General features: G+C 71.3%; 27 protein-coding genes. 14 read left to right on the forward strand and 13 right to left on the reverse strand.

Annotated features, from left to right (window positions below; genetic code table 11):
- Nucleotides 1-147 precede the first annotated feature (147 nt).
- The 7 genes from ABZX37_RS01025 to ABZX37_RS01055 all read left to right on the forward strand — a co-directional run bounded on the left by ABZX37_RS01025 (nt 148) and on the right by ABZX37_RS01055 (nt 6,611).
- Complete coding sequence (locus ABZX37_RS01025; RefSeq protein WP_354734915.1) at nt 148-393, forward strand: hypothetical protein; 246 nt, start codon at nt 148-150, stop codon at nt 391-393.
- A gap of 45 nt (nt 394-438) precedes the next feature.
- Nucleotides 439-1,575 (forward strand): serine hydrolase domain-containing protein, encoded by a 1,137-nt coding sequence (locus tag ABZX37_RS01030; protein WP_354735136.1) that lies wholly within the window; start codon nt 439-441, stop codon nt 1,573-1,575.
- A 1,387-nt stretch (nt 1,576-2,962) separates the two neighbouring features.
- The gene (locus tag ABZX37_RS01035) at nt 2,963-3,322 is read left to right on the forward strand and encodes a CPBP family glutamic-type intramembrane protease (RefSeq protein ID WP_354734916.1); all 360 of its coding nucleotides are present in this window, start codon (nt 2,963-2,965) and stop codon (nt 3,320-3,322) included.
- Between the two features lie 115 nt (nt 3,323-3,437).
- Nucleotides 3,438-4,454 (forward strand): NAD(P)H nitroreductase, encoded by a 1,017-nt coding sequence (locus ABZX37_RS01040; protein WP_354734917.1) that lies wholly within the window; start codon nt 3,438-3,440, stop codon nt 4,452-4,454.
- A complete protein-coding gene (locus ABZX37_RS01045; RefSeq protein ID WP_354734918.1) occupies nt 4,451-4,684 on the forward strand; it encodes an SHOCT domain-containing protein in 234 nt (77 codons plus the stop codon). The genes ABZX37_RS01040 and ABZX37_RS01045 overlap by 4 nt, the downstream gene beginning before the upstream one ends.
- Before the next feature lie 174 nt (nt 4,685-4,858).
- On the forward strand, nt 4,859-6,103 hold the full coding sequence (locus tag ABZX37_RS01050; RefSeq protein ID WP_354734919.1) for a galactose-1-phosphate uridylyltransferase: 1,245 nt from the start codon (nt 4,859-4,861) through the stop codon (nt 6,101-6,103).
- Nucleotides 6,104-6,131: 28 nt separating this feature from the next.
- On the forward strand, nt 6,132-6,611 hold the full coding sequence (locus ABZX37_RS01055; protein WP_354734920.1) for a universal stress protein: 480 nt from the start codon (nt 6,132-6,134) through the stop codon (nt 6,609-6,611).
- A gap of 11 nt (nt 6,612-6,622) precedes the next feature.
- Here the strand turns inward: ABZX37_RS01055 and ABZX37_RS01060 are convergent, their stop codons facing one another.
- From ABZX37_RS01060 to ABZX37_RS01080, 5 genes are read right to left on the reverse strand one after another with little or no spacing between them, the layout of a single operon-like run.
- Nucleotides 6,623-7,081 (reverse strand): hydrogenase maturation protease, encoded by a 459-nt coding sequence (locus ABZX37_RS01060; protein ID WP_354734921.1) that lies wholly within the window; start codon nt 7,079-7,081, stop codon nt 6,623-6,625.
- Entirely contained in the window at nt 7,078-8,370 is a 1,293-nt protein-coding gene (locus ABZX37_RS01065) for a Ni/Fe hydrogenase subunit alpha (RefSeq protein WP_354734922.1), read from the reverse strand. The genes ABZX37_RS01060 and ABZX37_RS01065 overlap by 4 nt, the downstream gene beginning before the upstream one ends.
- Complete coding sequence (locus ABZX37_RS01070) at nt 8,367-9,125, reverse strand: oxidoreductase (RefSeq protein ID WP_354734923.1); 759 nt, start codon at nt 9,123-9,125, stop codon at nt 8,367-8,369. Before ABZX37_RS01070 ends, ABZX37_RS01065 begins: the two co-directional genes overlap by 4 nt.
- On the reverse strand, nt 9,125-9,937 hold the full coding sequence (locus ABZX37_RS01075; RefSeq protein ID WP_354734924.1) for an FAD/NAD(P)-binding protein: 813 nt from the start codon (nt 9,935-9,937) through the stop codon (nt 9,125-9,127). Before ABZX37_RS01075 ends, ABZX37_RS01070 begins: the two co-directional genes overlap by 1 nt.
- A complete protein-coding gene (locus ABZX37_RS01080; protein ID WP_354734925.1) occupies nt 9,934-11,058 on the reverse strand; it encodes a 4Fe-4S dicluster domain-containing protein in 1,125 nt (374 codons plus the stop codon). Before ABZX37_RS01080 ends, ABZX37_RS01075 begins: the two co-directional genes overlap by 4 nt.
- A 163-nt stretch (nt 11,059-11,221) precedes the next feature.
- On the opposite strand from ABZX37_RS01080, the gene hypF reads away from it, so the two are divergent.
- From hypF to hypE, 4 genes are read left to right on the forward strand one after another with little or no spacing between them, the layout of a single operon-like run.
- Nucleotides 11,222-13,504: a carbamoyltransferase HypF gene (gene hypF, locus ABZX37_RS01085; RefSeq protein WP_354734926.1), complete on the forward strand. Its 2,283-nt coding sequence runs from the start codon at nt 11,222-11,224 to the stop codon at nt 13,502-13,504.
- A 5-nt stretch (nt 13,505-13,509) separates the two neighbouring features.
- Entirely contained in the window at nt 13,510-13,770 is a 261-nt protein-coding gene (locus ABZX37_RS01090; protein ID WP_354734927.1) for a HypC/HybG/HupF family hydrogenase formation chaperone, read from the forward strand.
- Nucleotides 13,767-14,876: a hydrogenase formation protein HypD gene (gene hypD / locus ABZX37_RS01095; protein WP_354734928.1), complete on the forward strand. Its 1,110-nt coding sequence runs from the start codon at nt 13,767-13,769 to the stop codon at nt 14,874-14,876. The genes ABZX37_RS01090 and hypD overlap by 4 nt, the downstream gene beginning before the upstream one ends.
- Nucleotides 14,873-15,919: a hydrogenase expression/formation protein HypE gene (gene hypE, locus ABZX37_RS01100; RefSeq protein ID WP_354734929.1), complete on the forward strand. Its 1,047-nt coding sequence runs from the start codon at nt 14,873-14,875 to the stop codon at nt 15,917-15,919. Before hypD ends, hypE begins: the two co-directional genes overlap by 4 nt.
- 9 nt (nt 15,920-15,928) lie before the next feature.
- On the opposite strand, the gene ABZX37_RS01105 is transcribed toward hypE, so the two are convergent.
- Nucleotides 15,929-16,528 (reverse strand): hypothetical protein, encoded by a 600-nt coding sequence (locus ABZX37_RS01105; protein ID WP_354734930.1) that lies wholly within the window; start codon nt 16,526-16,528, stop codon nt 15,929-15,931.
- A gap of 198 nt (nt 16,529-16,726) precedes the next feature.
- Between ABZX37_RS01105 and ABZX37_RS01110 the strand changes: the two genes are divergently transcribed.
- Nucleotides 16,727-17,134 (forward strand): CBS domain-containing protein, encoded by a 408-nt coding sequence (locus ABZX37_RS01110; RefSeq protein WP_354734931.1) that lies wholly within the window; start codon nt 16,727-16,729, stop codon nt 17,132-17,134.
- Between the two features lie 193 nt (nt 17,135-17,327).
- On the opposite strand, the gene ABZX37_RS01115 is transcribed toward ABZX37_RS01110, so the two are convergent.
- Both ABZX37_RS01115 and ABZX37_RS01120 read right to left on the reverse strand, forming a co-directional pair.
- Nucleotides 17,328-18,314 (reverse strand): hypothetical protein, encoded by a 987-nt coding sequence (locus tag ABZX37_RS01115; protein WP_354734932.1) that lies wholly within the window; start codon nt 18,312-18,314, stop codon nt 17,328-17,330.
- A gap of 100 nt (nt 18,315-18,414) precedes the next feature.
- Nucleotides 18,415-19,410, reverse strand: coding sequence for a nitroreductase family protein (locus ABZX37_RS01120; RefSeq protein ID WP_354734933.1), 996 nt, complete (start codon nt 19,408-19,410; stop codon nt 18,415-18,417).
- 189 nt (nt 19,411-19,599) lie between these two features.
- Between ABZX37_RS01120 and ABZX37_RS01125 the strand changes: the two genes are divergently transcribed.
- Both ABZX37_RS01125 and ABZX37_RS01130 read left to right on the forward strand, forming a co-directional pair.
- On the forward strand, nt 19,600-20,079 hold the full coding sequence (locus tag ABZX37_RS01125) for a universal stress protein (protein WP_354734934.1): 480 nt from the start codon (nt 19,600-19,602) through the stop codon (nt 20,077-20,079).
- Nucleotides 20,076-21,053, forward strand: a complete 978-nt coding sequence (locus tag ABZX37_RS01130; RefSeq protein ID WP_354734935.1) for a nitroreductase family protein — start codon at nt 20,076-20,078, stop codon at nt 21,051-21,053. The genes ABZX37_RS01125 and ABZX37_RS01130 overlap by 4 nt, the downstream gene beginning before the upstream one ends.
- Before the next feature lie 10 nt (nt 21,054-21,063).
- On the opposite strand, the gene ABZX37_RS01135 is transcribed toward ABZX37_RS01130, so the two are convergent.
- From ABZX37_RS01135 to ABZX37_RS01155, 5 genes are all read right to left on the reverse strand, one after another.
- Nucleotides 21,064-21,705, reverse strand: coding sequence for a response regulator transcription factor (locus ABZX37_RS01135; protein ID WP_354734936.1), 642 nt, complete (start codon nt 21,703-21,705; stop codon nt 21,064-21,066).
- Between the two features lie 86 nt (nt 21,706-21,791).
- A complete protein-coding gene (locus tag ABZX37_RS01140) occupies nt 21,792-21,998 on the reverse strand; it encodes a hypothetical protein (protein WP_354734937.1) in 207 nt (68 codons plus the stop codon).
- Between the two features lie 43 nt (nt 21,999-22,041).
- Entirely contained in the window at nt 22,042-22,428 is a 387-nt protein-coding gene (locus ABZX37_RS01145) for a hypothetical protein (protein WP_354734938.1), read from the reverse strand.
- A 293-nt stretch (nt 22,429-22,721) separates the two neighbouring features.
- A complete protein-coding gene (locus ABZX37_RS01150) occupies nt 22,722-23,618 on the reverse strand; it encodes a universal stress protein (protein WP_354734939.1) in 897 nt (298 codons plus the stop codon).
- Nucleotides 23,615-24,229: a CBS domain-containing protein gene (locus ABZX37_RS01155; protein ID WP_354734940.1), complete on the reverse strand. Its 615-nt coding sequence runs from the start codon at nt 24,227-24,229 to the stop codon at nt 23,615-23,617. The genes ABZX37_RS01150 and ABZX37_RS01155 overlap by 4 nt, the downstream gene beginning before the upstream one ends.
- Nucleotides 24,230-24,249 lie beyond the last annotated feature (20 nt).

The raw sequence follows: 24,249 nt of genomic DNA on the forward strand, positions 1-24,249 counted from the left end.
AAGGGGTCGCAGGTTCAAATCCTGTCAGCCCGACCGGACGACGGGTTTCCGCAGCTCAGAGCAGCGGGAGCCCGTTTTTCATGTGGTCGCAGGTGTCCTTCCGGTCTAGCACAGCGCTCGGTGACACCTTGACTGGCGGCTCTCCGCATGCCGACCATTTTGGCTAAACAGGGTCTGCCCCGCCCTGCCAACGACGTGTGGCGCTCCTACGTCGGGGAGTGGGGCCGCAGCCTCCGCGCCGACAACAAACCCCACACCACCCGCTACAACTACGAACTCGCCGTCACCCAGGAGCCGCACCACGACAACGTCGCCGAGAACCCGGGGCGAGTTCCGGGTTCTCCCCGATGCGGCCAGCCCTCTCCCCCAAGAAGATCGGCAGCAGCCGAGTGAACGGGGGCCAGCATGCGGAAATGGACTGCGGCGATGGTATTGGGCATGGCCGCATTGACAGGCACGACAGGTATCGCGCAGGCCCAGGCCGCCGAGCCGGGCGAGAAGGCGTTAGCCGAGGCGGTCAGGCTCCGGCCGGACGAACCGCAGGCCGGGGTGATCGCCCATGTGGCCGGACCGGGACTGGACTGGTGGGGCAGTGACGGCGACCGGCACAGCGGCAGGCCGATCCGGCCGGATTCCGCCTACCGGACCGGCAGCGTCGACAAGACCTTCACAGCCGTGGTGGCCCTCCAACTGGCCGGCGAGCACCGCATCGACCTGGACCGTCCCGTGCAGGACTACCTGCCGGGCGCACTGCCGCCCCGATCCGCCGACGGCAGCTCCGGGTTCGGTCCCGTCACCATTCGCCAACTGCTGACCATGACCAGCGGACTGCCGGACATCGACGCGGGATCACCGCCCGCCACGCCGGACGAAATCATCCGCGAACGCTTCGCCTACCGGGATTTCACCCGCATCGTCGACGACACCCTGCGCCCGCGGGACCGGCCGTGGCCGGGCGAGGTGTTCCCGACAGGCACCCAGCAGGAGTACAACACGCTCAACTACCGCGTACTCGGAGACCTCATCGAGCGAGTCTCAGGACATTCCTTCGCCCGAGAAGTCCGATCCCGGATACTGCGTCCGCTGCGTCTGGACCACACCTTCCTGCCTGAGCGCGATCCGCGGATGCCGCAGCCGCATCTGGTGGGCTACGCGCGCGACAGCCGCGGCGACCTGGTCGATGTGAGCGCCCAACGCGGAGAACCGAACTTCATCACCTCCACCCCCAGCGACGTCCAGCGCTTCTTCGCCGCATTGTTCCGCAGCCAGCTACTCGCCCCCGCGCAACAGGCCGAACTGTTCGCCACCCCGGACGTTCCCTACCGCGACAAACGCAACTGCATTATGGTGGCGCGCCCCGGCAGGGCCTGCTTTTCAGCTGGTCTGATGCGTGCGGACCTGCCCGGCGGCCCCACAATATGGGGCAAGAGCGGCAGCAACCTCGGCTACACCGGCGCCGTCTTCGCCACCCGAGACTTCTCCCGGTCCGTCGTGGTGGCCACAAGCAACCAAGACCGTTCCGGTTCCCCTCCCCCGGTGACCATTCGACTGCTCATGACAGCATTCCTGAACTGACAATCCACACAGGACCCACGGCGAGCACATGGTGGTCCCGCGCCTGCGGCCGGACGCACAACGGCCGACCGACCGCACCCTGGATCAGGTCCAGGCCGCCATCGTGCCAAGTCCGCCGACACCCCACGCTGCCGAAGCACCCAGCGGCCAATGGAATCCGCGATCCGGCCGCCGCACAGCCGTTGGCCCGCACACCACCAGGTGAAAACCGCTCGGGCGACCAAACTCCTCGAAACACAAGCAGAAGAATGAGCTGAACCGGACGGGCCCGCGATCGTGACGGCAGAGGCACAGGTGGTGCAACGAGCTGCCTGACAACGGGCGCAGCTTGTACCTGTCACGAAAAACAGGCGCTGATTGTCACCCGCTGCGGTGCCTCGTTGGTTCAGCATGCGTGGCGAGAGGTCACTGCTCCGCCTTCCGGGCTCGGACTTCGTGCCCGTACCTGTTGGTCTGTTTGTGGACAGTCGGCGGTGTTTCCGGTGCCAGCCACACGGAGATCAGGTAGTGCTCGTCGGGGGTGTCGGCGTGGGAGCGATGTCGCGGCCGCGGGCGTGCACGCGCACCCGGCTTTTCCGCCTCACTCCGACAAGCGAACCGGAACCGCCCGTCCTTCTGACGCTGGGCGGACCCGGATACCACATCGACGGCATGAACATCCGCGCCGAAGAGAATCTATGGTTGTGGCCCGCGCCTCCTGCGGAAACTTTCGATTTCACCGCGGAGTGGCCAGCTTTCGGCATTCCGCTCACATCGACCGTAATCAACGGCAGGCAACTTCGCCACTTCCCGCCAGGAGAAAAATAGGCGGACAGAGTCGGCCGCCGCTCGGCCGGCGAGTTTTCCGCGCCACGCGGTGATCGCAGTTCCCTTCTTGCTCTCACTCTTGCGGCCCATTGTCGGCATCGATACGTTTCAGGCTAATCGAAACCGTCTGGGACGACAACGGGCGTCCGGGCCATGGTCCCACGTAATAATTTCCTCAAAGTCGAGCAGTACAAAGCTGCCGAACGCGTCTGATCAGAACTTCCCGCAAAAAAAGCTGCGGCCCTCTTCCGCCAGAGGACCGTAGCTTCCACCCGCCGTCGAGACGGCAGCTCACGGCTACTTGGGCGGCTCTCCGGACGACCGGGGTCTCCCTTGCTGAGCCCGATCTTTGGCCGCATCCAGTCGCGCCGCACACTGCACGGCCTGGCGCTGCCAGCGAGCACATATTCGGCTCCAAGCCGGGGTTCCGCTGACGACCCAGGACGCGGGTGTGAGCACAGGTTGCCCAAGACGAACGGATGACGGGCCGTGGCGGTCGGTTTCGGGCTCACCGGCGCGATCCGCCCCTGCGAATGCCGTTCCATGACGGACGGATCAGCTCCCACGGAGTGGGCAGCTCATGTGGCTCGCGCTGGCAAGGATCCAGCTCGGCACCGTCCTGATCGAAGAGATCGCGTTCCGCGGCGTGCTCCCGGCGCTGCTCGGAGCCAGCGAGCGGTGGCGGCCGGTGCTCAGCGCGTCCGTCCTGTTCGGACTGCGGCATCTGTTGCCGTCGCTCGCGCTCGCCCAGAACGCCGCCGTGAACCAGACGGCCTGCGGTCTGCCGCTCGCGACGGCCTCGGTGCTGGCGACGGTCGCTGCGGCGGGACCGGCGTATTCCTGTGCTGGTGGCGCTACACCGAGCGCGGGCTGCTCGCCCCGATGCCGGGGCGCCAATTCGGGCGGATCGGTGCTGGGCTGGGCGCTCGTCCCCCGCTGAGCGACCACGATCGGCGAAAGTCCCCGTGCCCGGGGAACTCCGGCCCTGCCCGGGGTCCCGCCGCGCCTGCCACTGTCGAACGCATCATCGGACGAGACGACAAGGCAGGTCGGTCATGGAACGCGGACTTCCCGACGACTACACCGTCACGACCGCGGTCGGGATGGCCGTCCGTGCGCCGTCGGTGCACAACTCCCAGCCGTGGCGGTTCGCGGTCGGGCACCGGTCCCTGCACCTCTATGCCGATCCGTCGCGGCAGCTCGCCCAGACCGACTCGAACGGCCGCGATCTGCTGATCAGCTGCGGGGCCGCGCTGCACCACGCGCGGATCGCCTTCGCCGCGCTCGGCTGGCGCGCGGAGGTGCATCGGCTGCCCAACCCGGCGGAGCCGGAGCATCTCGCTTCCATTGAGCTCCACCGGCACGAACCGACCCTCGACGAGGTCGCGCTCGCCGCCGCGATTCCCCGTCGCCGCACCGATCGCCGCCGCCACAGTTCCTGGCGCGTTCCGCGCGGGCATCTTGAGGCCATCGCCGAAACCGTGGCCGACGAAGGCGTCGTGGTGCGCCTCGCCGAGGACGCCGAGCGGTACTACTTGGCCACGGCGATCGAGGAAGCTTCGCTGCGGCATCGCCGCGATCCCGCCTACCAGATCGAACTCGCCGCGTGGAGCGGGCGGCACGCCTCCCCGGACGGAGTCCCTTCCCGCAACGCTCCCGTGCCGGACCAGACTCCTGGTGCGTTGCCCGGCCGTCAGTTCTCGGACCCGGAGTTGTCCGAAGCCGAAGGCGCGGCCGGCGAGGACGACGAAACAATGCTGCTAGTGCTGAGCACCGCGTCCGACGACCGCATGTCCCGGCTGCGCGCGGGCGAGGCCACGAGCGCCGCGCTGCTCACCGCGACCCGATTCGGCCTCGCCAGCTGCCCACTGACCGAGCCGCTCGAACTGCCCGACGTCCGCCGCACCGTCGAAGAGAAGGTCACCTCGGGCGCGTTCCCGCAGATGGTGCTGCGCGTGGGCTGGGCTCCGGCCAACGCGGACCCGTTGCCGGCCACTCCGCGGCGTGGGATCGACGAAGTGCTGCAGCCGCTCGAAGCCGCCGGCAACCGTGAATCCGGGAGAACACGATGATGTACTGGCACTACGGAACCGCCGCCGAATGGGTCGGCCCGGTCGTGATGAGCATCGTGGCTGTCGCGCTGCTCGCGGCGATCACTGTGGTCACCGCGCTTCTCGTCCGGCGCACCGCCGCATCCGGGCCGGAACACGACGCCGCCACGGCCATTCTGCGCCAGCGGTTCGCCCGCGGCGAGATCGACCAGGACGAGTACGACCGGCGTCGCGAAGCGCTCCGGCACTGACCGGACCGATTCGCCGGACAGGCATCCTCGCGTCGCGGCGGGCACTGGCTCCCGAAGAACCTGGCGAGCTGCAACGCGCACCGGTCGTCCTCGGTCCCACGGCGCGGGGTCGTTGTCCCCTTCCCCGCCCCCGGATCGCGTTGGTTGGCGGGATCCGACCGAGAGGCTCGTGACATGCAGACCGTGGACGTCGGCGAACTGGCGGTGTCGGCCTACCGCACAGTCGCCTACGAAGAGACCGCGCGGCGCAACGCGGGCGAGGAGAGCTTCCGCGACGGGGACTTCGTCTTCGTGCACGACCCGCAGCCCGCCGCCATTTTGTCCTTTGCGGACAAGGCGAACGCGAAGCGGGTGTGGCGGTGGTACCTAGACACCTCACAGCCGCAGCCGGAAACGTGGGACTACGTGGCGAAGTTCGTCGACGGTGCTGGACGACCGGACCGCCGGCTGCCGAGACGATTTCCTCGGGACGGCAAGGAAAGGACCATCATGACCACCCGTCGATGGCACGGCGGCCAGCTCCGCTGGAACACCGAATCGCAGGCCTGGTCGATCCTGGCGCCCGGCAGGCAGGACCGGCCGCACGTGAGCGGCCGCGCGGGCTGCCCGTTCTGCCCGGGCCCCGGGGAGGACACCCCGCCGGAGACGTGGCGGCTGCCGGACGGCGACGGCTGGCTCGTCCGCACCGTGCCGAACCGGTACGCGCTGTCCGACCGGCACGAAATCGTCATCGAATCACCGCGCCACGACTGGGATCTTTCGACCGCGACTGTCGCCGAGGCGGCTGCCGTGCTGTCCGCGTGGCAAACCCGGCACCGTGAACTCCGCGCGGGAGCCGCGCAGATCGCGGTCTTCCGCAACCACGGCCCCGCGGCCGGGATCTCCCTCGCCCATCCGCACTCGCAGATCGCCGGCCTGCCGGTGCTCTCCGAATCGGCGCGCCGGAACCTCGAGGTCACCCGCGAGCACCACGCCAGAACCGGGCGCAGGCTCGCCGAGGACCTGCTGGCCGTCGAGTTGAGCACCGGGAGCCGGATCGTCTCCGCCGACGAGGAGATCGTCGCCTTCAGCCCGTTCTCCGGCACCGCGAACTACGAGGTGTGGTTCGTGCCGCGGACGCCGGCCGCGGATTTCGCCGCCGCGCCGCGCTCGACCGTCGACGCGCTCGCCCGGGCCCTGCGGACTGTGCTGGCCGCACTGCGCGGCGAACTCTCCGACCCCGCCTACAACCTCGTGGTCCACACCGCCCCCACCGGTTACGAGGACGCCCCGTTCGCCGCGTGGTCGGTGCGGCTGGCGCCCCGGCTCGAAATCGCCGCGGGCCTCGAACTCGCCACCGGGATCCCGGTCGTCACCGTGGCCCCGGAAACGGCCGCGGCCCGGCTCCGCGCGCGGATCGCGCCCAGCCTGGTGTCTTGAACCAGTACGGCCCGAAGGAGAAACGACCATGAAGGCACACCAGTTCGTCGTCGTCGGAGTGGACGGCTCCAGCGCGAGCGTCGGAGCGTTGCTCTGGGCCGCGGAGGCCGCCGCGGCCAGCGGGGCCGAACTGCGCGTCGTGGCGGCGTGGCTGCACGACCCGCTGCTTGACGACCTTTCGATCGGCCGGAACGTCGACGAGGCCGGCAAGGCGCATCGGGCTGAACTGGAGGCGTTCGTAGCCGAAACCGTCAAGACGCCGCCGGAGACAGTGCGGTGTTCGGCGCCGGAGGGCGACGCCGCGAGCATGCTGATCGACTGTGCCCGCAACGCGGCTTTGCTCGTCGTCGGCAGCCACGGCAAAGGTCTGGTCCGGCAAGCTCTCACCGGGTCGGTGAGCACCGCCTGCTTGCGGCGCGCGTCGTGTCCGGTCGCCGTCGTTCCGCCGCATGCCCTGACCCCGGAAAGCCGGCTCGGCCGGAAAGTCGCGGAGATCGCCGGGAGCTGAACCGCGGCGAGTCAGTTCCGCGGTTCGCTCAGCAGGCGCCGCACGGTCCGCACCACCACGGGAACGGCGGCGCGGACCGCGGCCGTCAGCCCGGTGCCCAGCCCCAGGTCCGCCGCCTCGACCGCGTAGACGACCAGCCGCCCGGGCATCCGGCCGAGCGCCGCGCCGAGCCGCACCGCGTCCGGGATGCCGAGCGCGTGCGAACCGCCCGCGGTCACGGTGTGCGGCCATCGGTCCACAGTGGAATTCCAGATCCGGCCGGGCGTGCTGGGTTCGCAGAGCACCGCGTCGACCACGACCGCGGTGTCGGCCTCGGACCAGGCGGCGAGCAAGCCGGTGGGCTCCCCGTCGCACAGCATGAGCGGGACGCCCGGAATCGGGTCCTCCTCGAGCGCGGCGAGCACCGCCAGCGCCACCCCGTCGTCGCGCCGGTACTCGTTGCCGACTCCGATCACGACCGCCCGGTTCACCGTTCCTCCCTGGAGAACTCGAGGAAGTGCGCCGAGCAGGAGATGCACGGGTCGTAGTTCCGGATCGTGCGTTCGGCCAGTGCGGTCAGGGCGGCGTCGTCGGAGTCGAGGCGTTCGCCGAGCACGTGCCGCAGGTCGGCTTCGATCGCGGCCTGGTTCTGCGAGGTCGGCGGGACGATGTCCGCCGTCTGGACAAGGCCCGCCGCGTCGAGTTCGTAACGGTGGTACAGCGTGCCTCTTGGCGCTTCGCTGATGCCGTGGCCGATGCCTGCGCGCGGCGGCACTTCGACGTGCGCGCGTGGCGGTCGTTCGTAGCTGTCCAGGATCCGCAGCGCTTCCTCGATCGCGTACACGACCTCCACCCCGCGTACGAGAATGCTGCGGAACGGGTTTCGGCACACCGGGCCCAGCCCGGCTTCGGCGGCGACCTGCCGGGCGGTCTCGGAAAGCCGGTCCGAGTTCAGCGTGTAGCGGGCGAGCGGGCCGGTCAGGTAGCAATGCCCGTCGAGTTCCGCGTGCAGCGCGGTGGAGTGCGGGACCTGCTTTTCCACTACGTGCGCGGAGAATTCGGCCGGAGGGAACGCCAGCCCGGACGCGGTCCGCAGCTCCCCGCCGGCGATCGCGTACCTTCCCGGCTCCGCCGCGGCGAGCAGATCGTGGTCGAGTTCGACGTCGGGGAACTCGAAGCCGGCCGCCCACCGCACGGTGGCGATCGCGTCGTCGAGCGCCCGCCGCAGCCTTTCGGCCAGCGGCCGCGATTCGGCTCGCGTCGGCAGCGAGTAGAACCCGCCGACCCGGACGTTCACCGGATGGATCGCCCGCCCGCCGACGGTCTCCATCAGCGTGTTCCCGGCCTTCTTCAGCGCCAGGCCCCGCTCGACGACGCCCCGGTCGGCGTCCGCGAGGGCGATCGCGTCCGGCAGCCCGAGGAAATCCGGGGCGTGCAGGAGGTAGATGTGCAGGGTGTGGCTGGAGATCCACTCGCCGCAGTAGAGCAGCCTGCGCATTTCGGCGAGCGGCTGGTCGAGCGTGACCCCGCAGGCGTCCTCGATCGCGTTGCACGCGCTGGTCTGGTACGCCACCGGGCAGATGCCGCAGATCCGGGCGGTGATGTCCGGCGGTTCGGTGTGCGCGCGACCGCGCAGGAACGCCTCGAAAAACCGCGGCGGCTCGTAGATGTTCAGCTCCGCGCGCTCCACCCGGCCGTCGGCGATCCGCACCCGCAGCGCGCCCTCGCCCTCGACGCGGGCGAGCGAGCTGACGTGAAGCTGTCTGCTGCGATGACTCATTTCTCCCCCGGTTCGCGTCGCGTCTCCGCGACGGTGAAGGTGCTGAACACGCGGTCCACGTCGTCCTCGCTCATCCCCCGCGAACGCAGCAGCGGAATGAGCACCGGCGTGTTCGGCTTCGCCATCGGACCGAAACAGCCGAAGCAGCCGCGCCGGACGCCCGGGCACAGCGCGCCGCAGCCGGCCCGGGTGACCGGGCCGAGGCACGGCGTCCCGCCCGCGACGAGCAGGCAGGTGAGCCCGCGGCGTTTGCATTCGGTGCAGACGCTGGTATCCGGCAAGTCCGGTTCCCGTCCGGCCAGCAGCGCGGTGATCGTGGCGAGCAGTTGCCCGCGGTCGATCGGGCAGCCGTGCAGCTCGTAGTCCACCGGCACGTGCGCCGAGATCGGCGTCGAGGTCGCCAGGGTTTCGACGTACCGCGGGTGTGCGTACACAACGGACGCGAACTCCCCGACGTCGGCGAAGTTCCGCAGCGCCTGGACGCCGCCGGCGGTGGCACAGGCCCCGACCGTCACGAGGACCTTCGAGATGTCCCGGACCTGCCGGATCCGCTCCAGATCTCCAGGCGTGGTCACGGATCCTTCGACCAGCGACACGTCGTACGGACCGGGCAGCACGGCGCTGGAGGCTTCGAGGAAATGCGCGATCCGCACCTGCCCGGCCAGTTCGAGAAGTTCGTCCTCGCAGTCGAGCAAGGTCAGCTGGCAGCCGTCGCAGGAGGCGAACTTCCAGACCGCGAGCGTCGGGGCGGGCATCACAGCTCCTTCACCGCGAGCAGCGGGCCCGCGACCGTGTAGTCGACGACCGGGCCGTCCCGGCAGACCAGCAGCGGCCCGAGCTGGCAGTGCCCGCAGAGTCCGATCCCGCATTTCATGGCCCGTTCGAGCGAGACCCGGATCGCGGACGCGGGCACCCGTTTCTTCCTCAGCACTTCCGCGCACGCGCGCATCATCGGCTCGGGACCGCACAGGAACGCGCGGGTCGCCAAGGGATCGAGGGCCAGCGCCGCGAGCGGCCCGGTCACGAAGCCGACCGGGCCGGACCAGCCCGCGGCCGGACGGTCGACCGTGCGCAGCACCTCGACGTCGTGCCGCCGCGTCCAGGAATCCAGCTCGTGCGGGAACAGGAACTCCTCCGGGGCACGCGCGCCCGCCACCACGACGAGCCGCCGGTAGCGGTCGCGGTCCTCCAGCACCGCCGCGAGCACCGGCCGCAACGGGCACAGCCCCGCACCGCCCGCGACGATCACGACGTCGCACCCCGCCGCGTCCTCGACGTCCCAGCTGGTGCCGTACGGCCCGCGCACGCCGACGACGCAGCCGGTCGTCAGGTCGTGCAACGCCCGGCTGACCGCGCCGACCGCGCGGATCGTATGCGTCGGGCCCGGCCCGCTGACCGAGATCGCGACCTCGCCGACTCCGTGGGCGTACAGCATCATGAACTGGCCGAGCTTCGCCTCGCCGACTGGCTCGTGCACCGGCTCCAGCCGGAGCGTGACCGAGTCCGCGGTCTCGACCACTCGTCCGGAAACCCGGTACGGCACCGGAAGCATCGGCTCCGCCGTCATCCGCCCGCTCCGGTCAGCTTCGCGGCTTCCTCGGTGATGTCGATCCCGGCCGGGCACCAGGCGATGCACCGGCCGCAGCCGACACAGCCGGAGGACCCGAACTGTTCGTGCCAGGTGCCGAGCTTGTGGCTGAACCACTGCCGGTACCGGCTCGCCCCGGAGGTCCGGACGCTTCCGCCGTGCACGTAGGAGAAGTCGAGTTCGAAACAGGACGCCCAGCGCTGGCTGCGCCCGGCGAGCCCGCCGGAGAGGTCGGTGTGGTCCTCGGTGGTGGTGCAGAAGCACGTGGGGCACACCATGGTGCAGTTCGCGCAGGTGAGACAGCGGCCGGCGACTTCCTCCCACAGCGGCGATTCCCGGGCTTCCCGGATCGCCGTGGGCAGGTCGGCGTCCGGCATCGCCCGGCCCATCCGGCCCGCCGCCGCGGCCACCTCCGCCCGGGCCTCGCCGGCTTCGGACGGCGACGCCGGACGCGTGCGGATCCGGTCCAGCAGCCGCTCGCCCGCCGGGCTGCCGGATTCGATCACGAAGCGGTGCTCGCGCTCGCCCGCACGTTCGGTGAGCGCGAGGTCGTAGCCGGGTCCCGCGGCGGGCCCGGTGCCCATCGAGGCGCAGAAGCACACTCCGCCCGGTTCGGTGCAATTCACCGCGATCAGGAACAGTTCGCTCCTGCGCCGCCGGTACGCGCCGTCCGGATGCGCTCCCGAGCCGAGCACGCGGTCGAGGATCGCGATCGCGGCCAGATCGCAGCCGCGCACCCCGAGGAACGCGTAGCGGACGTGCTCGGGCTCGTCCGCGGTGAACCGGCCGTCCGGCGCGGCTTCGAAAAGCTTGCGGTGCGGCGGATGCAGGTAGCGTTTCCACGCCTGCGGACCGGCCGAATGGGCGAATACGGCAGCGTCGTCGCGGCGGTGCAACCGATACTGCCCAGGTCCGGTCGTGACTCCCCAGCCCGCGGGAAGTTGCGCGGCGCAGTCCAGTTCCGCCAGCACGATCGCGTCGTCGCGCACGGTCGGGCCGATCACCCGGTACCCGTCCGCGATCAAAGCGCCCACGAGCGCGTCCAGCCCGGCGAGGTCGATCGTCGCCGCGCCGCCTGCCGTTGCCTGCTCAGCCTCCACCCCGCCACTGAACCGGGACGGCGCGAAGGCGGCCTAGAGCCGAAGGTCACCGGTGAACCCGGTCAAGGGACCAAAGGCACTTCGCCGGATGCTTCCTGCCCCTGTCCGCCGCGGCGGCCCCCGCGAGACCGTGACGCCCGGAGCACGCGGCGGGAGGGGCGGCATGACGGACAACAGGATCGGCGGCCGGGTGCGGATCGACGTGCGAGGCACCGTGCAGGGCGTCGGATTCCGCCCGTTCGTCCACCGGCTGGCCACCGAACTGGGACTCGACGGCGACGTGCGCAACGCGGGCGGCTGCGTCGTGATCCGCTTGGCCGGCAAGCGGATCGGCGACTTCCTCCCGAGGCTGACGGCCAGCGCGCCGCCGAACGCCAGCGTCACCGGGGTCGACGTGACCGGACTTCCCGCCCGCGACCGGCTCGCCCCCGGGTTCCGCATCGCGCCGAGCACCGCGGGCCGCGGCGGCGAGGTGCCGCCGGACCTGGCGACCTGCCCGGACTGCGTCCGCGAACTGTTCGACCCGGCCGACCGCAGGCACCGCTACCCGTTCCTGTCCTGCACCGCGTGCGGCCCGCGGGCGACCATCCTCCGGCGGCTGCCCTACGACCGGGTCAGCACCTCGATGCGCTCGTTCCCGCTGTGCCCGGCTTGCGCGGCCGAGTACCGGGACCCGGCCGACCGGCGCTTCCACGCCGAACCGATCGCCTGCCCGGACTGCGGGCCTCGGCTGTCGTGGTCGGCGACCCGCGGCGAGAACGCCCTCGCCGCGGCGTGCGCGGTACTCGCCGACGGCGGAATCGTCGCGGTGAAAGGACTTGGCGGCTACCAGCTGGTGTGCGACGCGGACGACGAATCCGCGATCCAGCGGCTGCGCCAGGGCAAAGCACGCCCGGCCAAGCCGCTCGCAGTCCTCGCCGAAGGCCTCGCCGGAGCCCGCCTTCTGTCTTTTGTGGACGCCGCGGCGGCGGAATTGCTGACGTCAGCCGAAGCCCCCATCGTGCTGCTCCCCCGCCGCCCCGGCGCTTCGCTCGCCGAAGGGATCGCGCCTGGGCTCGCCGAGATCGGCGTGTTCCTCGCGACGACGCCGCTGCACCACCTCTTGCTGGCCGCGCTTTCCCGACCGCTCGTGGTGACAAGCGGCAACTGCTCCGGCGGCCCGATCGTCGTGGACGACGCCGACGCGCTCACGACGCTCGGCCCGATCTGCGACGGCATCCTCGGCCATGACCGGCCGATCTGGTCCCGCTACGACGATTCCGTCGCACGCACCAGGCACGGCCGCATCAGCCTCGTCCGCCGGGCGCGCGGTTATGCCCCGGCCGCACTGCCCCTCCCGTTCCCCGCGCCGGAACCGGTGCTCGCGCTCGGCGCCCAGCTGAAGCACACCTGCACGCTGGCCCGCGACGAGCTGGCCCATCTCGGGCCGCACACCGGCGATCTGGAGAACGCCGAGACGTTCACCGCGTTCAAGCGCACCGCCGGGGATCTGCTCCGCTGGCACCAAACCGCACCGGACTGGTGCGCGCACGACCTGCACCCGGGCTACCTGTCCACGCAATACGCCCGCCGCTGGCCCGAAACCCGCAGGATCCCGGTGCAGCACCACCACGCGCACGTCGCCGCGACCGCCGCCGAGCACGGCGTGACCGAGCCGTTCGTCGGGGTCGCGCTGGACGGGCTCGGGCTCGGCACCGACGGCACGTTCTGGGGCGGCGAAATCCTCCTTGCCCGGCACCGGGACTTCAGCCGGTTCGGCCGGTTCGCGACCGCGCCGATGCCCGGCGGGGCCGCCGCCGTGCGCCGCCCGGCCCGGATGGCCTTGGGCTACCTCTACGGAGCCGAATCGTTCGGTTCGCCGATCCCGGAACACCTCGCCGCCGGCCTTCTGTCCCGAGTGGACGATCAGGAGCGGTCGGTCGTCCGGACCGCGGTGGCGCGCACCTTCAACTGCCCTCGCGCTTCCAGCGCCGGCCGGCTTTTCGACGCGATGAGCGCGTTCCTCGGTCTCTGCGACGACACCAGCTACGAAGGCGAAGCCGCCGTCCGGCTCGAAGCGGCCGCGGCCGGCCACGACGCCCGTGCCGCGCTGGATTGGGAGCTGCACGAGCAGGACGGCCTCTGGGTCTACGACCCCGTGCCGACCTTGTGCGACGCCTTGCGGTCCACATCGGACTCACCGGTCGGCGAGGTTGCCGCCCGGTTCCATCGCACGGTGGCAGAGGTCGTCGTCGCCATGGCCTCGAAGGCCGCAGCCGCATGGGGCACCGACATCGTCTGTCTCGGCGGCGGGGTGTTCCAGAACAGCCTGCTGACCGCTCGGGTCCTCGACGGCCTCGCCCGGGCGGGGCTGCGAGCGCTCGCCGGCGAGCGCGTCCCGATGAACGACGGCGGCATCAGCTACGGCCAGGCGGCGGTCGCCTGCGCCCGGATGAACGAGAGGTGAGTCCGATGTGCCTCGGGATTCCCGGCCGGATCGTCGAGGTGGCCGACGGCCCGGCGCTGCGCATGGGCACGGTCGACTTCGACGGCGTGCGCCGGCCGGTGTGCCTGGCCTACGCCCCGGACGCCGGTGTCGGCGACTACGTGATCGTGCACGTCGGGTTCGCGATCAGCCGCGTCGACGAGGCGGAGGCCGCCAAGACCCTCGCGGTGCTGCGCGCCATCCCCGACGCGCTGGAAAGCGAACTCGGCCCGGAGGCCGCCCGGTGAAATACCTCGACGAATACCGCGACCCGGTGCTGGCCCGCCGCCTGCTGGCCGAACTGCGGGCGACCGCCACCAAGCCGTGGGCGATCATGGAGGTGTGCGGCGGGCAGACGCACACCCTCGTCCGCCAGGGCATCGACGAACTGCTGCCGGCCGGGATGCGGATGATCCACGGACCCGGCTGCCCGGTCTGCGTGACCCCGCTGGCGACCGTCGACAAAGCCGTCGCTCTCGCCGGGCTCCCGGACGTGATCTTCACCAGCTACGGCGACATGCTGCGGGTGCCCGGCACGGCCGGGGATCTGCTCGGCGTCAAGGCCAGGGGCGGCGACGTGCGGGTGGTGTACACCCCGCTCGACGCCGTGGCGATCGCACGGGAGAACCCGGGCCGGGAGGTGGTGTTCTTCGCCGTCGGATTCGAGACCACCGCACCGGCCAACGCGATGGCCGTCCTGCACGCCGCCGCCACCGGCGTGGCCAATTTTTCCGTGCTGGTCAGCCACGTCCTGGTGCCGCCCGCGATCACCGCGGTCCTCGACGCGCCGGACAACCAGGTGCAGGCTTTCCTCGCCGCCGGACACGTGTGCGCGGTCATGGGCTGGACGGAATACGAACCGATCGCCGCGAAGTACGGCGTGCCGGTCGTGGTGACCGGATTCGAGCCGCTCGATCTGCTCGAAGGCATCGTGCTCGCGGTGCGGCAGCTCGAAACCGGCCGTGCGACCGTCGAAAACCAATACTCGCGCGCGGTCCGCCGCGACGGCAACACCGCCGCCCAGGACGCCGTCCGGCGGGTTTTCCGGGTGACCGAACGAACCTGGCGCGGGATCGGCCCGATTCCGGCGAGCGGGCTGGCACTCGCCCCCGCTTACGCCGCCTACGACGCCGAGGAACGCTTTCCCGGTGGCGAAACCCACGCCGTCGCACACCCCGACTGCATCGCCGGCCAGATCCTTCGCGGCACCGCCGTGCCCACCGACTGCTCCGCCTACGGCACCCGCTGCACCCCGCTCGCCCCGCTCGGCGCGCCGATGGTCTCCGCGGAGGGCACGTGCGCGGCGTTCCACCACGCCGGACGGCGCCGGTCCACTGTGGAGGGTCCGCGATGACGACTATCGACCCGGAACGGCTTTCGTGCCCCGCGCCCGCCGCCGAGACCGAACGCGTCCTGCTCGGCCACGGCTCCGGCGGACGGATGTCAGCCGACCTGCTGGCCGCCGCGATCACCTGCGAACTCGGCGAACCCGGACCGCTCGAAGACGCCGCGCTGGTCGGCTCGAATCTCGTGGTCAGCACGGACGGTTTCGTGGTCACGCCCCGGTTTTTCCCGGGCGGCGACATCGGCTCGCTCGCCGTGCACGGCACGGTCAACGACCTCGCGATGCGCGGTGCCCGCCCGATCGCGCTCACTCTCGCGTACATCCTCGAAGAGGGCCTGCCGCTGGCCGAACTGCGCGCGATCACCGCTTCGGTCGCAGCGGCCGCGAGCGGCTGCGGAATCCGCGTGGTCACCGGCGACACCAAGGTGGTCAGCCATGGCAGCGCCGACGGCTGTTACCTCACGACCACGGGAATCGGCGAACTGCTTCCCGGCGCCGCGCCCACCGCGTCCGGCGGGAAGCCGGGTGACGTCGTGCTGCTGTCCGGGCCGATCGGTGCGCACGGCACCGCGATCCTCAGCGTCCGCGAGGGACTCCAGTTCGACTCGGACATCCGCTCTGACAGCCGGCCGCTGCACCGGCTCGTCGCCGCCATGATCGCCGCGGGCGGACCGGACGTGCACGCGCTGCGCGACCCGACCCGGGGCGGTCTCGCCTCCGCGCTCAACGAACTCGCCGAAGCCTCCGAGGTCACCGTCGAGATCTCCGAAGCGGACGTCCCCGTGCCCGTCCCGGTCGCTTCGGCGTGCGAACTGCTCGGGCTCGATCCCTTGCACGTCGCGAACGAAGGCTGTCTCGTGGCCTTCGTCGCCCCGCACGCCGCTGACGCGGTGCTCGCCGCGATGCACGGCCACCCGGCCGGACGCGACGCACGGGCGATCGGCGTCCTCCGTCCCGGCGGAGGACCCGCTCCCGTCGTCGCCCGCACCCTCGTCGGCTCGACCCGCGTCGTCGACCTGCTCATCGGCGAACAGCTCCCGCGGATCTGCTGACCGGCCGCCTCACGGATGGGTGCGCTTCTCCTGCTCGGCATCCCATTCGCGCTGCCATTCGGCCAGCCGGTGCCGATTCAGCGCGAACGCCGTGCCGCCGCACACCGCGGCCAGCAGCAAGCACACCGACACCCACAGCCCCACTGCCGCGCACACCGCGTCGACCAGCACGGCCGCGGCGGTCAGCGGCGGCGGCACCGGATTTCCCGCTCGGTCCACCCAGATCGAGAGCTGGTCGCCGCGCCGTGCGCCCTCGTCCGCGGCGATCTTGCCGACGCGGCGCGAGCCGTCCGGAGCCTGCCAGACCGCTTCGGTCGGGGCCGAGTTCGCGACGACGCCACTGCGTCCGCTCACCGTGGTCGGCGGGCCGTCGGCCAGCAGGACCGCGGTAGCCGGGCTGCGCTGCGCCACCTGCTCGGCCGAAACGGGTTTCTGCGTCCCGTAAAGCTCGGATCCGACGGCCGCCGAGAACGGGACAGCGGCCAGCGCGACGAGAACCGCCGCGAGGAGAAGACCGGACTGGAACCGGTCCGAGGGCCGGGCCACCGAACCGCGCCCGGGAACGAGCATGTGCCACCACCGCACGACGCGGTCAGCCGACTTCATCATCTCCCGCACCTTCCGTGAGGCTTCGCCGTTCTGCCACCAGAATCGCCGGAATCCCACCCCGTCCGAAGAGGAATTCCGCCCGGAAGCGCGGGCCGCCGGGCCTGCTTCGGAGGGCACTGCGGCGGGGACCTAAGCCCCTTGGCGCACGGGGGTCCCGGGGTGGAGCGTCGAACCGGGCCGAGACGAACGGAGACTCCCATGCACGCGCGCGACATCATGACCACGCCGGTGATCGCGGTGACCTCCTCGGCGCCCCTGCCCGAGGCGGGCAGGCTGATGGCCCGGCACGGATTCACCGCCCTGCCGGTCGTCGACACCCGGGGGCGGCTGCTGGGGCTGCTGACCGAGGAGGACGTGATCCGGGCGGCGATTCCCGGCGACGTGGACCCGGACGCCGGCGCGATGATCGTCGGGCGCCGCACCGCCGGGGCGGTCATGCGCACCCCGGGCCTGGGCGCGGCGGCCGATCTGGAGTGCGGCGAACTGGCCCGCCGCATGACCGAAGCCGGGATCCGCTCGCTCCCGGTGCTGGACGACGGCGTGCTCGTCGGCATGGTCACGTTCCAGGACGTGCTCCGGGTGCTTCCTGCGGCTGGGGCGTCCTGAGCGGAGCGGCCACGGCTGGATTCCGGCGCCGGGCGCCCTCAGCGGATCGGTTGCGGCGCCAGGCTTCCGGTGCGGTCCGGCGCTGCGAACGTCCGTGAGGGGAACCCTGAGGGACTCTGAGTACCTCAGGGTTCCCCTCACGGACGACTAGCGGGCTTCTGCTTCCTTGCGGGGCCGATCCTGAGCGGGTTGGTCACAGCACTGGGACTTCCGGCGCGCTCCGCACCGTCGTCACTTCCGCGGCGGGACGTCGCGCGGTCATCCGCGTCGGCAGGCCGTACCCGACGCGCAGCAGTGTGTGCACCTGCCCGAGCCCGCGGAACGCCTCCAGCAGCTGCGCCCGCGTCGACCGTGCCTCGAACGGCTGGGACAGGAACGACGTCGCCAGCCCCTCGGCGGTCGCGGTCAGCAGGACGCGTTCCATGATCATCCCGCCGCGGACGTCGGCGGCCATGCCCTGGTCCCGGGTCAGCACCGCGGCCAGCACCGGATCCTGCTCGAACGGCCGCGGCGGAATCGACTGATTCGCGTGCGACGCGCGGAGCGACACCGCTCCCGGCAGGTCGGCGGGCGGCCCGAACGCGGCGGTGGGCACGCCGTCCGGGCAGTCCAGTTCGCGGCCCGTCCACTTCGCGGCCTCTGCCCGGAATTCCGCGTCTGTGGCCTGTTCGGTTTCCGCCCGCCGGATGAGCGCGGATACCTGCGCGTAGCGGCCCGAAGCGTCCAGGAACTCGAGCTGGCCGCCCTCGCCCAGTGCGGCCGAGCGCAGCAGCGACCGCGCGGACACCGGCACTGGCCGGTCGGACAGCGGACGCCGGTTGGTGTGCCGCCGGAAGATCGCTCCGGCGAGCCGAAGGTCCACAGTGGACGGACGGGTGTTCCCCTCGATCGAAACCGCCGCCAGCAGATCGCGGTCAGCCGCCTCCGGGGCGATCCGCACGCGGCTGCGCACGCCGTTGACCCGCAAGGTGAGCACCAGGTTGCACACCGCCGCGCCGCAGGACAGCCGAGCCTCGCGCCCGGCCGGGTCGGCGACCGGCAGGACGCGGTCGCGGTCCAGCCACACCTCGATCCGAGGCCCGTCGACGACGAACCGCCACGGCTGGGTGTTCTGCGGGGACGGAGCGCGCACCGCGGCGGCGAGCGCTTGGTCGACGGCAAGGGGCAGGGGAACGTTCATGGCAGTCTCCGCGTGAGTGGGCACTGAACCGAGCGTCGCTTCCGGGGGCCCCGCGAAGTACCGGAGCCTGTCCCGAATTCGAGGGACCAATCGCAGGCGTTCATTCGGGGCGGCTGGAACCGTCGGGAAAGAGCAGGTCGCCCAGCGGCAGCCGAGGCGACGCCGGGGCCGCCGAAACCGGGCGCCCGCACCGAAAGACCGCCTGCGGCAGCCCGGGAAGGCCGAGCCGCTCCGCGAGGTGTTCCCGGAAGCCGGTCAGGTGCAGCGGCTGGGTGAGGACGGATCCGGCCAGGCCGTGCACGGTTGCCTCCAGCCACACTCGCTCGAGCGCGGCGCCCACGGCGAGGTGTGCCCGTCTCGTGTCGTCGGCAGTGCAGAACAGCACGAGGGTTTCCGCCGCGAGCTGTTCGGCCAGCCGGAGGTCGTCGGGGACCGGAGTCGTCCGGCGGACGAGGCCCGCGGCGGGCAGCGGTCCGTCGCCGAACGCCGCTTCCGGCACCCCGTCGACCGCGCCCAGCGCGTAGCGGCCGAAGGTGTGCGCGGTCCAGATGTCCAATTCGCGCTGGTAAGCCGCGTCGGAGCGGAACACCCGCGTCGCGAAGCCGAGCATCTGCGCGAGCACGTCGACCTTCGCCGGTGCCAGCGCATGCACCGCGGGCTCTCCGGCCGCGCCAAGCAGTTCGACAAGGACCTCGTCGCGCACTCGTCCCGGTGCGAAATCGCGGCGATAGCTCCGGCGGCGGCCGATCGCGCGGCAACGCGCCAAGTCCTCGGCCGCCGGAGCGCCGCCGGGTCTCGTGTGGACAGTCGCGGTCACCTCGCCGGACAGGGGGAAGGATGTAGCGATTTCGCGGCAGAGCGCTCGCGCGGCGAGCTGGAGGTTCGCGAGCGCGGCTCCGCACGAGAGCAGGCGATCCCGGCCTTCGGGATCGTGCCAGGGCAGCGCGACGTCGACGCATTCGACGAGATCGACGTCCGCTCCGCGGACCCGCAGCCGCCAGGGCTGACTGTTGTGCACCGACGGGGCCCTGCTGACCGCCCGGACAAGCGCCGCCGTTTCGACGGGGGCAAGTTCCGCGGTCGCCGAGGTTTTCATGATCACTCCAGGAGCTGGCATCCGGTGTGCCAGAACGTTCATGCTGACGGCCCACAGCGCGTGCTGCTGGGGCCGAAAGTCATCGCGACCAGTGCAGACGTCCCCGTGCACAGCGATGACCTCCGGCCCTGTCCCGCCGTGCGTTCCCTGCCGCACGATCAGCCGTATCCCAGTGAAAGGGGCAGGAACATGAACTCTCCCGGCCGGTTCATCGTCGTCGGCGTCGACGGCTCACCGCACGGCGACGCAGCCCTGCGCTGGGCGCTGCGGGTCGCCGCGCGACCGGGCGACCGCGTGCACGCTGTCGTGGTGCGCCCGGTGGAGGCGCTGCTTCCCGGAACGTCGCTCACGTTCCACCCGCACGGCCGCCGCCCTGGCGGGAATTCCCCGGCGCACGAACACATCGCGAGCACCCAGCGGGAATTCCCGGACGCTCCGGACGTGTCGGTCGCCAGTCCGCACGGCGATCCGGCGACGGAACTGGTCACCGCCTCCGCGGACGCCGATCTGCTGGTGGTCGGAGCGCACGGGGCCGGGCCCGCGCTGAAACTGCCGCTGGGCAGCGTTTCCGAGGAATGCGTGCGGTATTCGCGGTGTCCGGTGGTGGTCATCACGCCGGAAGCGGCACGGCGGCTGGTTCCCGCCCCGGTTCCCGCGGACGAACGATGACTCTCCGGGTGGCGTCCGCGGGTCAGCTCAGCGCCGATCAGGTGACCTCGGTGCTGCGCTCGGCCACGCTCGCCCCGTCCACGCACAACACCCAGCCCTGGCTGTTCAGCAACGGAGCGGCGGGCATCGAACTGTACGCGGACGCCGACCGCACGCTGCCCGTGGCGGACCCGGACCGGCGCGAACTCTTGCTCTCCTGCGGGGCCGCGCTGTTCAACCTGCGTACCGCGATCCACGCGACCGGGTTCCAGCCCGCTGCCACCCTGCTGCCCCGCCGCGGCGACCCCGACCTGCTCGCCCTCGTGCGGCCGCGGTCCCCGGCCACGATCGACCGCCGGATCGCTTCCCTCGCCAAGGCCATCCCCCGCCGGCACACCAACCGCACGCCGTTCGCCGCCAGCCCGGTGCCCGCCGAGGCGGTCGGGTCCCTGCGGCACGCGGCCGAGATAGAACACGCCTGGATGCCGCGGCTCGACGCAGAACAACTCGACGGGCTCAAGGAACTGGTCGGCGAAAGCCACCGCCTCCAGGCGAACGACCCCGCGTTCGTCGCCGAATGGCGACGCTGGACCGGACGCGGCCAGGCCAACCGCGACGGCGTGCCCTTCGCCGCCGGCGGTGAAACCGCCGCGGACGATGCCTGGGTCCTGCGCGATTTCGGCGGCGCCCGCGCGCCGGGCGCCGCGCCGCTCGTCGTCGTGATCGGGACGTTCGGCGATCAGCCCCTCGACCGGCTCCGCGCCGGACAGGCGATGCAACGGGTGCTGCTCACCGCCACCGCTCTCGGGATCGACGCCTCGTTCATCTCCCAGCCGGTCGAGGTGCCCGCGATCCGCACCCGGCTGCGGGATCTGCTCGGCGGCGGGCTCTGGCCGCAGATCGTGCTCCGGCTCGGCTACGGCACGCCGGTCGCCTGGACCCCTCGCCGGGCATTGGAGGACGTTCTGCTCGACCCGCCCTCTCTCAGCGCCTGACCGCAACGGCCTATTGCCGCTGGCTTCGCAGTTCCGTCGCCAGCACCGCCGCCTGCGTGCGCCGCTCCATGCCCAGCTTCGTCAACAGCCGCGACACGTAGTTCTTCACCGTCTTCTCCGCCAGGAACATCCGTTCGGAGATCTGCCGGTTCGTCAAACCCTCGCCGAGCAACCCCAGCAGCGTGCGTTCCTGTTCGGACAGCTGGGACAACGGGCCCCGCTGTTTTTCCGCGCTGTCGCGCAGTTTCGCCATCAACGTGGCCGCCGCGTGCGCGTCCAGCAGCGACTTTCCCGCGCCGACGTCCAGGACCGCGGAGATCAGGTTCAACCCCTTGATGTCCTTGATCACGAAGCCGCTCGCCCCCGCTATGACGGCGTCGAGCATCGCCTGCTCGTCGGTGTAGGAGGTGAGCATCAAGCACTTCAGTTCGGGAAAGCGGGACCGCAATTCACGGGCGAGTTCGATGCCGTTGCCGTCGGGCAACCGCACGTCCAGTACCGCGACGTCCGGCCGCAGCGCCGGAATCCGCGCCAGCGCCTGCGAAACGTTCGCCGCGTGGCCCACGACAGTGATCCCGTCGTCCTCTTCCAGCAGGTCGGCGACTCCGCGTCGGACCACCTCGTGATCGTCCACCAAGAATACCCGCACCATGTGCGCTTCTCCCAGCTCCGGCACAGCCGCACGGCCAGAAGTCAAGCGTACGACCGGAATGCCCGGCCCGGCGGTGCCGAAAGTCCTCAATCCGCCGACGAAAATCCCGCGGCCACCGGGACCGGCCAGCGCAGCCGGGAGCCCCCGGCGACGGTCAGCTTCCCGCCCCGGCGGCTCGCCTGTTCCGCCAGCGCGGCCAGCTCGTCCGCGGCGGACAGCGCGAGATCCCCGGCCGCCTCGCAGCGGACCGTGACCGTCGTGTGGTCCGGTTCCGTCCGGATCTCGACCTCCACCGCCCCGGCCGACGCGTGCCGGACGACCAGCCGCAGCGCCTCGTCAAGGAAGGGGCATCACCGCGTCGGACGGAACCTCGTCGAGTTTCCCGGTCATCCGGGTCGACACCGCGAACCCCAGCGCGGCACCGGCTTCGGCCACCGCCCGCAGCACCTGGTCGCGGATCGGCTCCGGCGACTGCGGCAGCGCCTCCTCCGCACGGAAGACCGTGCTCTGCGCCTGGGCGATGATTCCGTCCAGCTCAGCGATCGTCTCTCGCAAGCGTGCGGCCACGACCGGCGACTTCGCGAGCCCAGCCGTGGTCTGCAGCGAAAGCCCGGTCGAGTACAGCCGCCGCAGGATCTCGCGCTGCATCCCGGCCGCGATCCGGTCGCGTTCGTCGTGCAGCGCGGAGGCCTGCGGAATCGCCAAGAATCTTTGCCCTGGCACCAGTCAGACCTGGAGTCGGCGAAGAACCCGCGCCGAGGACACGGAAATAGGCGGCTCGCTTCTGCGCACGACGGGAATCTGAAGGCCTGAACCAGCACGTGAAGATTTCCCAAGCAGTCCCCGGGCCCTGCCCGGCGCTGGGTACGGAAAGGACGCACTCGAAGCCCTCCGGCGCCGTGCGTGGCTCAGCGCGTCAGCGCTGGATCAGAACGTGCCGGGCGCAGTCGGCGTCGGTTCCGGGTCCGACCCGCCCGGCCAGATTCCCCGTCACCGGGCGGTCGGCTTCCCTGGGGTCACCTCCTCGACTCCCGCACCACGAGCACCGGGCAGGACGAGTGGTGGACCAGCGCCTGGCTGGTCGACCCGAGCAGCATCCCGGCGAACCCGCCCCGCCCGCGGCTGCCGACGACGAGCAGTTGCGCCCGGTCGGACTCGTCGAGCAGCACGTGCCGCGGCCGGTCGCGGACCAGCTTTCGCCGCACCTCGACGTCGGGGTGCTTCTCCTGCCAGCCCGCGAGCCGCTGCGCCAAGAGCCGTTCTTCGGTCGGCTGCAGGGTTTCCCACTGCGGCATGAGCCGAGCCGTGCTGTCGGTCGAGTCGTAGACCACGTCGACCCAGGCGTGCACCGCTACCAGCGGCGCCCGCCGGAAACTGGCCTCCTCGAACGCCGCCTCGATCGCCGCCTCGCTGTTCGGGCTGCCGTCGACGCCGACGACCACCGGTCCGTCCTGCGGAACCGGGCCGTCACCGTGCCTCCCGCGAACCACCGCCACCGGGCAGCCGGCGTGGCTCACCACCGCCGCGGTCGTGGCGCCCACCAGCATGCCGGTGAAACCGCCGGTCCCGGTGCGGCCGAGCACGACCATCCGGGCCTTCTTGGAGCGGTCGATCAGCAGGGCCGGCGCCGAGTCCGTGAACACCTCGCTGCGGACCTCCAGCGAGGCGTCCACCGACAACGCCAGCTCCCGCGCCTCGGCCGCGATGCGCTCGCCGGCCTGCTGGACGCCTTCGAAAAGCACCTCGCTCCCGGCGAGACCGCCCCCGTACACGAGCCCGGCCAGCTGCAGGCAATGCACCAGCTCCAGTTCGAGGTCGCGTCCCGCGGCGAGCCGCGCGGCCCAGCGGACCGCGTCCGCCGACCCCTCCGAACCGTCGACTCCGACGAGCACCGTGCGAGTCCGGTCAGTCATCTTCCCACCTCCTGTTCCGCGGACACGGTGTCCGCTGCGACCACGCCGGGCACCGCCAGTGCCAGCAGCGTCGCGACGTGGCGATCGGTTTCGTCGTCGAAAAGGTCGACGATCCGCACGATCCCGTCGTGCACCTCGACTTTCCAGCGGCGGGTCCCGCCGTAAATCTCGAGCCGGTGCCGCACGTCCGCGGCGATCGCGTGGTCTTCCCTGGCGAGCACGCGCACGATGTCGCCGCGCGTCACGATGCCGATCACCCGGCTCCCGTCGACGATCGGCATCGCCCGGATCCGCGCGTCCACCAGTGCCTGGCAGAGGTCGGCGACGTCGGTGCCGGACGACATCGCGGTCACGGGCGAGGTCATCACCGCGCCGACCGACGTGTCGATCGCGCCCGGGTGGTGCGGGTGCCGGTACTCCGACCGCGTGTCCGCCGGGATCCGGCCGCGGATCAGGTCCGCCTCGGTGACGATGCCGATCAGCCGGTCGTCGTCGTCCACCACCGGAAGCGCGGTGAAGCCGTGCTCGGACAGGATCTCCGCCGCCTCTTTGGCGGGCGTCCGCGGATGCACCGTCTCGACCGGTGCGGACATCAGGTCGCGTGCACGCATCAGGTCCGTCCTTTCCTTGT

It is taken from the genome of Amycolatopsis sp. NPDC004079, from assembly GCF_040610415.1.
In the GTDB taxonomy this organism is placed as follows: domain Bacteria; phylum Actinomycetota; class Actinomycetes; order Mycobacteriales; family Pseudonocardiaceae; genus Amycolatopsis; species Amycolatopsis halotolerans.

Excerpts from the sequence above, each read along its gene's own strand:
- ABZX37_RS01025 (WP_354734915.1), top strand. The coding sequence starts at position 148 with ATGCCGACCATTTTGGCTAAACAGGGTCTGCCCCGCCCTGCCAACGAC.
- ABZX37_RS01030 (WP_354735136.1), top strand. The coding sequence starts at position 439 with ATGGCCGCATTGACAGGCACGACAGGTATCGCGCAGGCCCAGGCCGCC.
- ABZX37_RS01035 (WP_354734916.1), top strand. The coding sequence starts at position 2,963 with ATGTGGCTCGCGCTGGCAAGGATCCAGCTCGGCACCGTCCTGATCGAA.
- ABZX37_RS01040 (WP_354734917.1), top strand. The coding sequence starts at position 3,438 with ATGGAACGCGGACTTCCCGACGACTACACCGTCACGACCGCGGTCGGG.
- ABZX37_RS01045 (WP_354734918.1), top strand. The coding sequence starts at position 4,451 with ATGATGTACTGGCACTACGGAACCGCCGCCGAATGGGTCGGCCCGGTC.
- ABZX37_RS01050 (WP_354734919.1), top strand. The coding sequence starts at position 4,859 with ATGCAGACCGTGGACGTCGGCGAACTGGCGGTGTCGGCCTACCGCACA.
- ABZX37_RS01055 (WP_354734920.1), top strand. The coding sequence starts at position 6,132 with ATGAAGGCACACCAGTTCGTCGTCGTCGGAGTGGACGGCTCCAGCGCG.
- ABZX37_RS01065 (WP_354734922.1), bottom strand. The coding sequence starts at position 8,370 with ATGAGTCATCGCAGCAGACAGCTTCACGTCAGCTCGCTCGCCCGCGTC.
- ABZX37_RS01070 (WP_354734923.1), bottom strand. The coding sequence starts at position 9,125 with ATGCCCGCCCCGACGCTCGCGGTCTGGAAGTTCGCCTCCTGCGACGGC.
- ABZX37_RS01075 (WP_354734924.1), bottom strand. The coding sequence starts at position 9,937 with ATGACGGCGGAGCCGATGCTTCCGGTGCCGTACCGGGTTTCCGGACGA.
- hypF (WP_354734926.1), top strand. The coding sequence starts at position 11,222 with ATGACGGACAACAGGATCGGCGGCCGGGTGCGGATCGACGTGCGAGGC.
- ABZX37_RS01090 (WP_354734927.1), top strand. The coding sequence starts at position 13,510 with ATGTGCCTCGGGATTCCCGGCCGGATCGTCGAGGTGGCCGACGGCCCG.
- hypE (WP_354734929.1), top strand. The coding sequence starts at position 14,873 with ATGACGACTATCGACCCGGAACGGCTTTCGTGCCCCGCGCCCGCCGCC.
- ABZX37_RS01105 (WP_354734930.1), bottom strand. The coding sequence starts at position 16,528 with ATGATGAAGTCGGCTGACCGCGTCGTGCGGTGGTGGCACATGCTCGTT.
- ABZX37_RS01110 (WP_354734931.1), top strand. The coding sequence starts at position 16,727 with ATGCACGCGCGCGACATCATGACCACGCCGGTGATCGCGGTGACCTCC.
- ABZX37_RS01115 (WP_354734932.1), bottom strand. The coding sequence starts at position 18,314 with ATGAACGTTCCCCTGCCCCTTGCCGTCGACCAAGCGCTCGCCGCCGCG.
- ABZX37_RS01120 (WP_354734933.1), bottom strand. The coding sequence starts at position 19,410 with ATGAAAACCTCGGCGACCGCGGAACTTGCCCCCGTCGAAACGGCGGCG.
- ABZX37_RS01125 (WP_354734934.1), top strand. The coding sequence starts at position 19,600 with ATGAACTCTCCCGGCCGGTTCATCGTCGTCGGCGTCGACGGCTCACCG.
- ABZX37_RS01130 (WP_354734935.1), top strand. The coding sequence starts at position 20,076 with ATGACTCTCCGGGTGGCGTCCGCGGGTCAGCTCAGCGCCGATCAGGTG.
- ABZX37_RS01135 (WP_354734936.1), bottom strand. The coding sequence starts at position 21,705 with ATGGTGCGGGTATTCTTGGTGGACGATCACGAGGTGGTCCGACGCGGA.
- ABZX37_RS01150 (WP_354734939.1), bottom strand. The coding sequence starts at position 23,618 with ATGACTGACCGGACTCGCACGGTGCTCGTCGGAGTCGACGGTTCGGAG.
- ABZX37_RS01155 (WP_354734940.1), bottom strand. The coding sequence starts at position 24,229 with ATGCGTGCACGCGACCTGATGTCCGCACCGGTCGAGACGGTGCATCCG.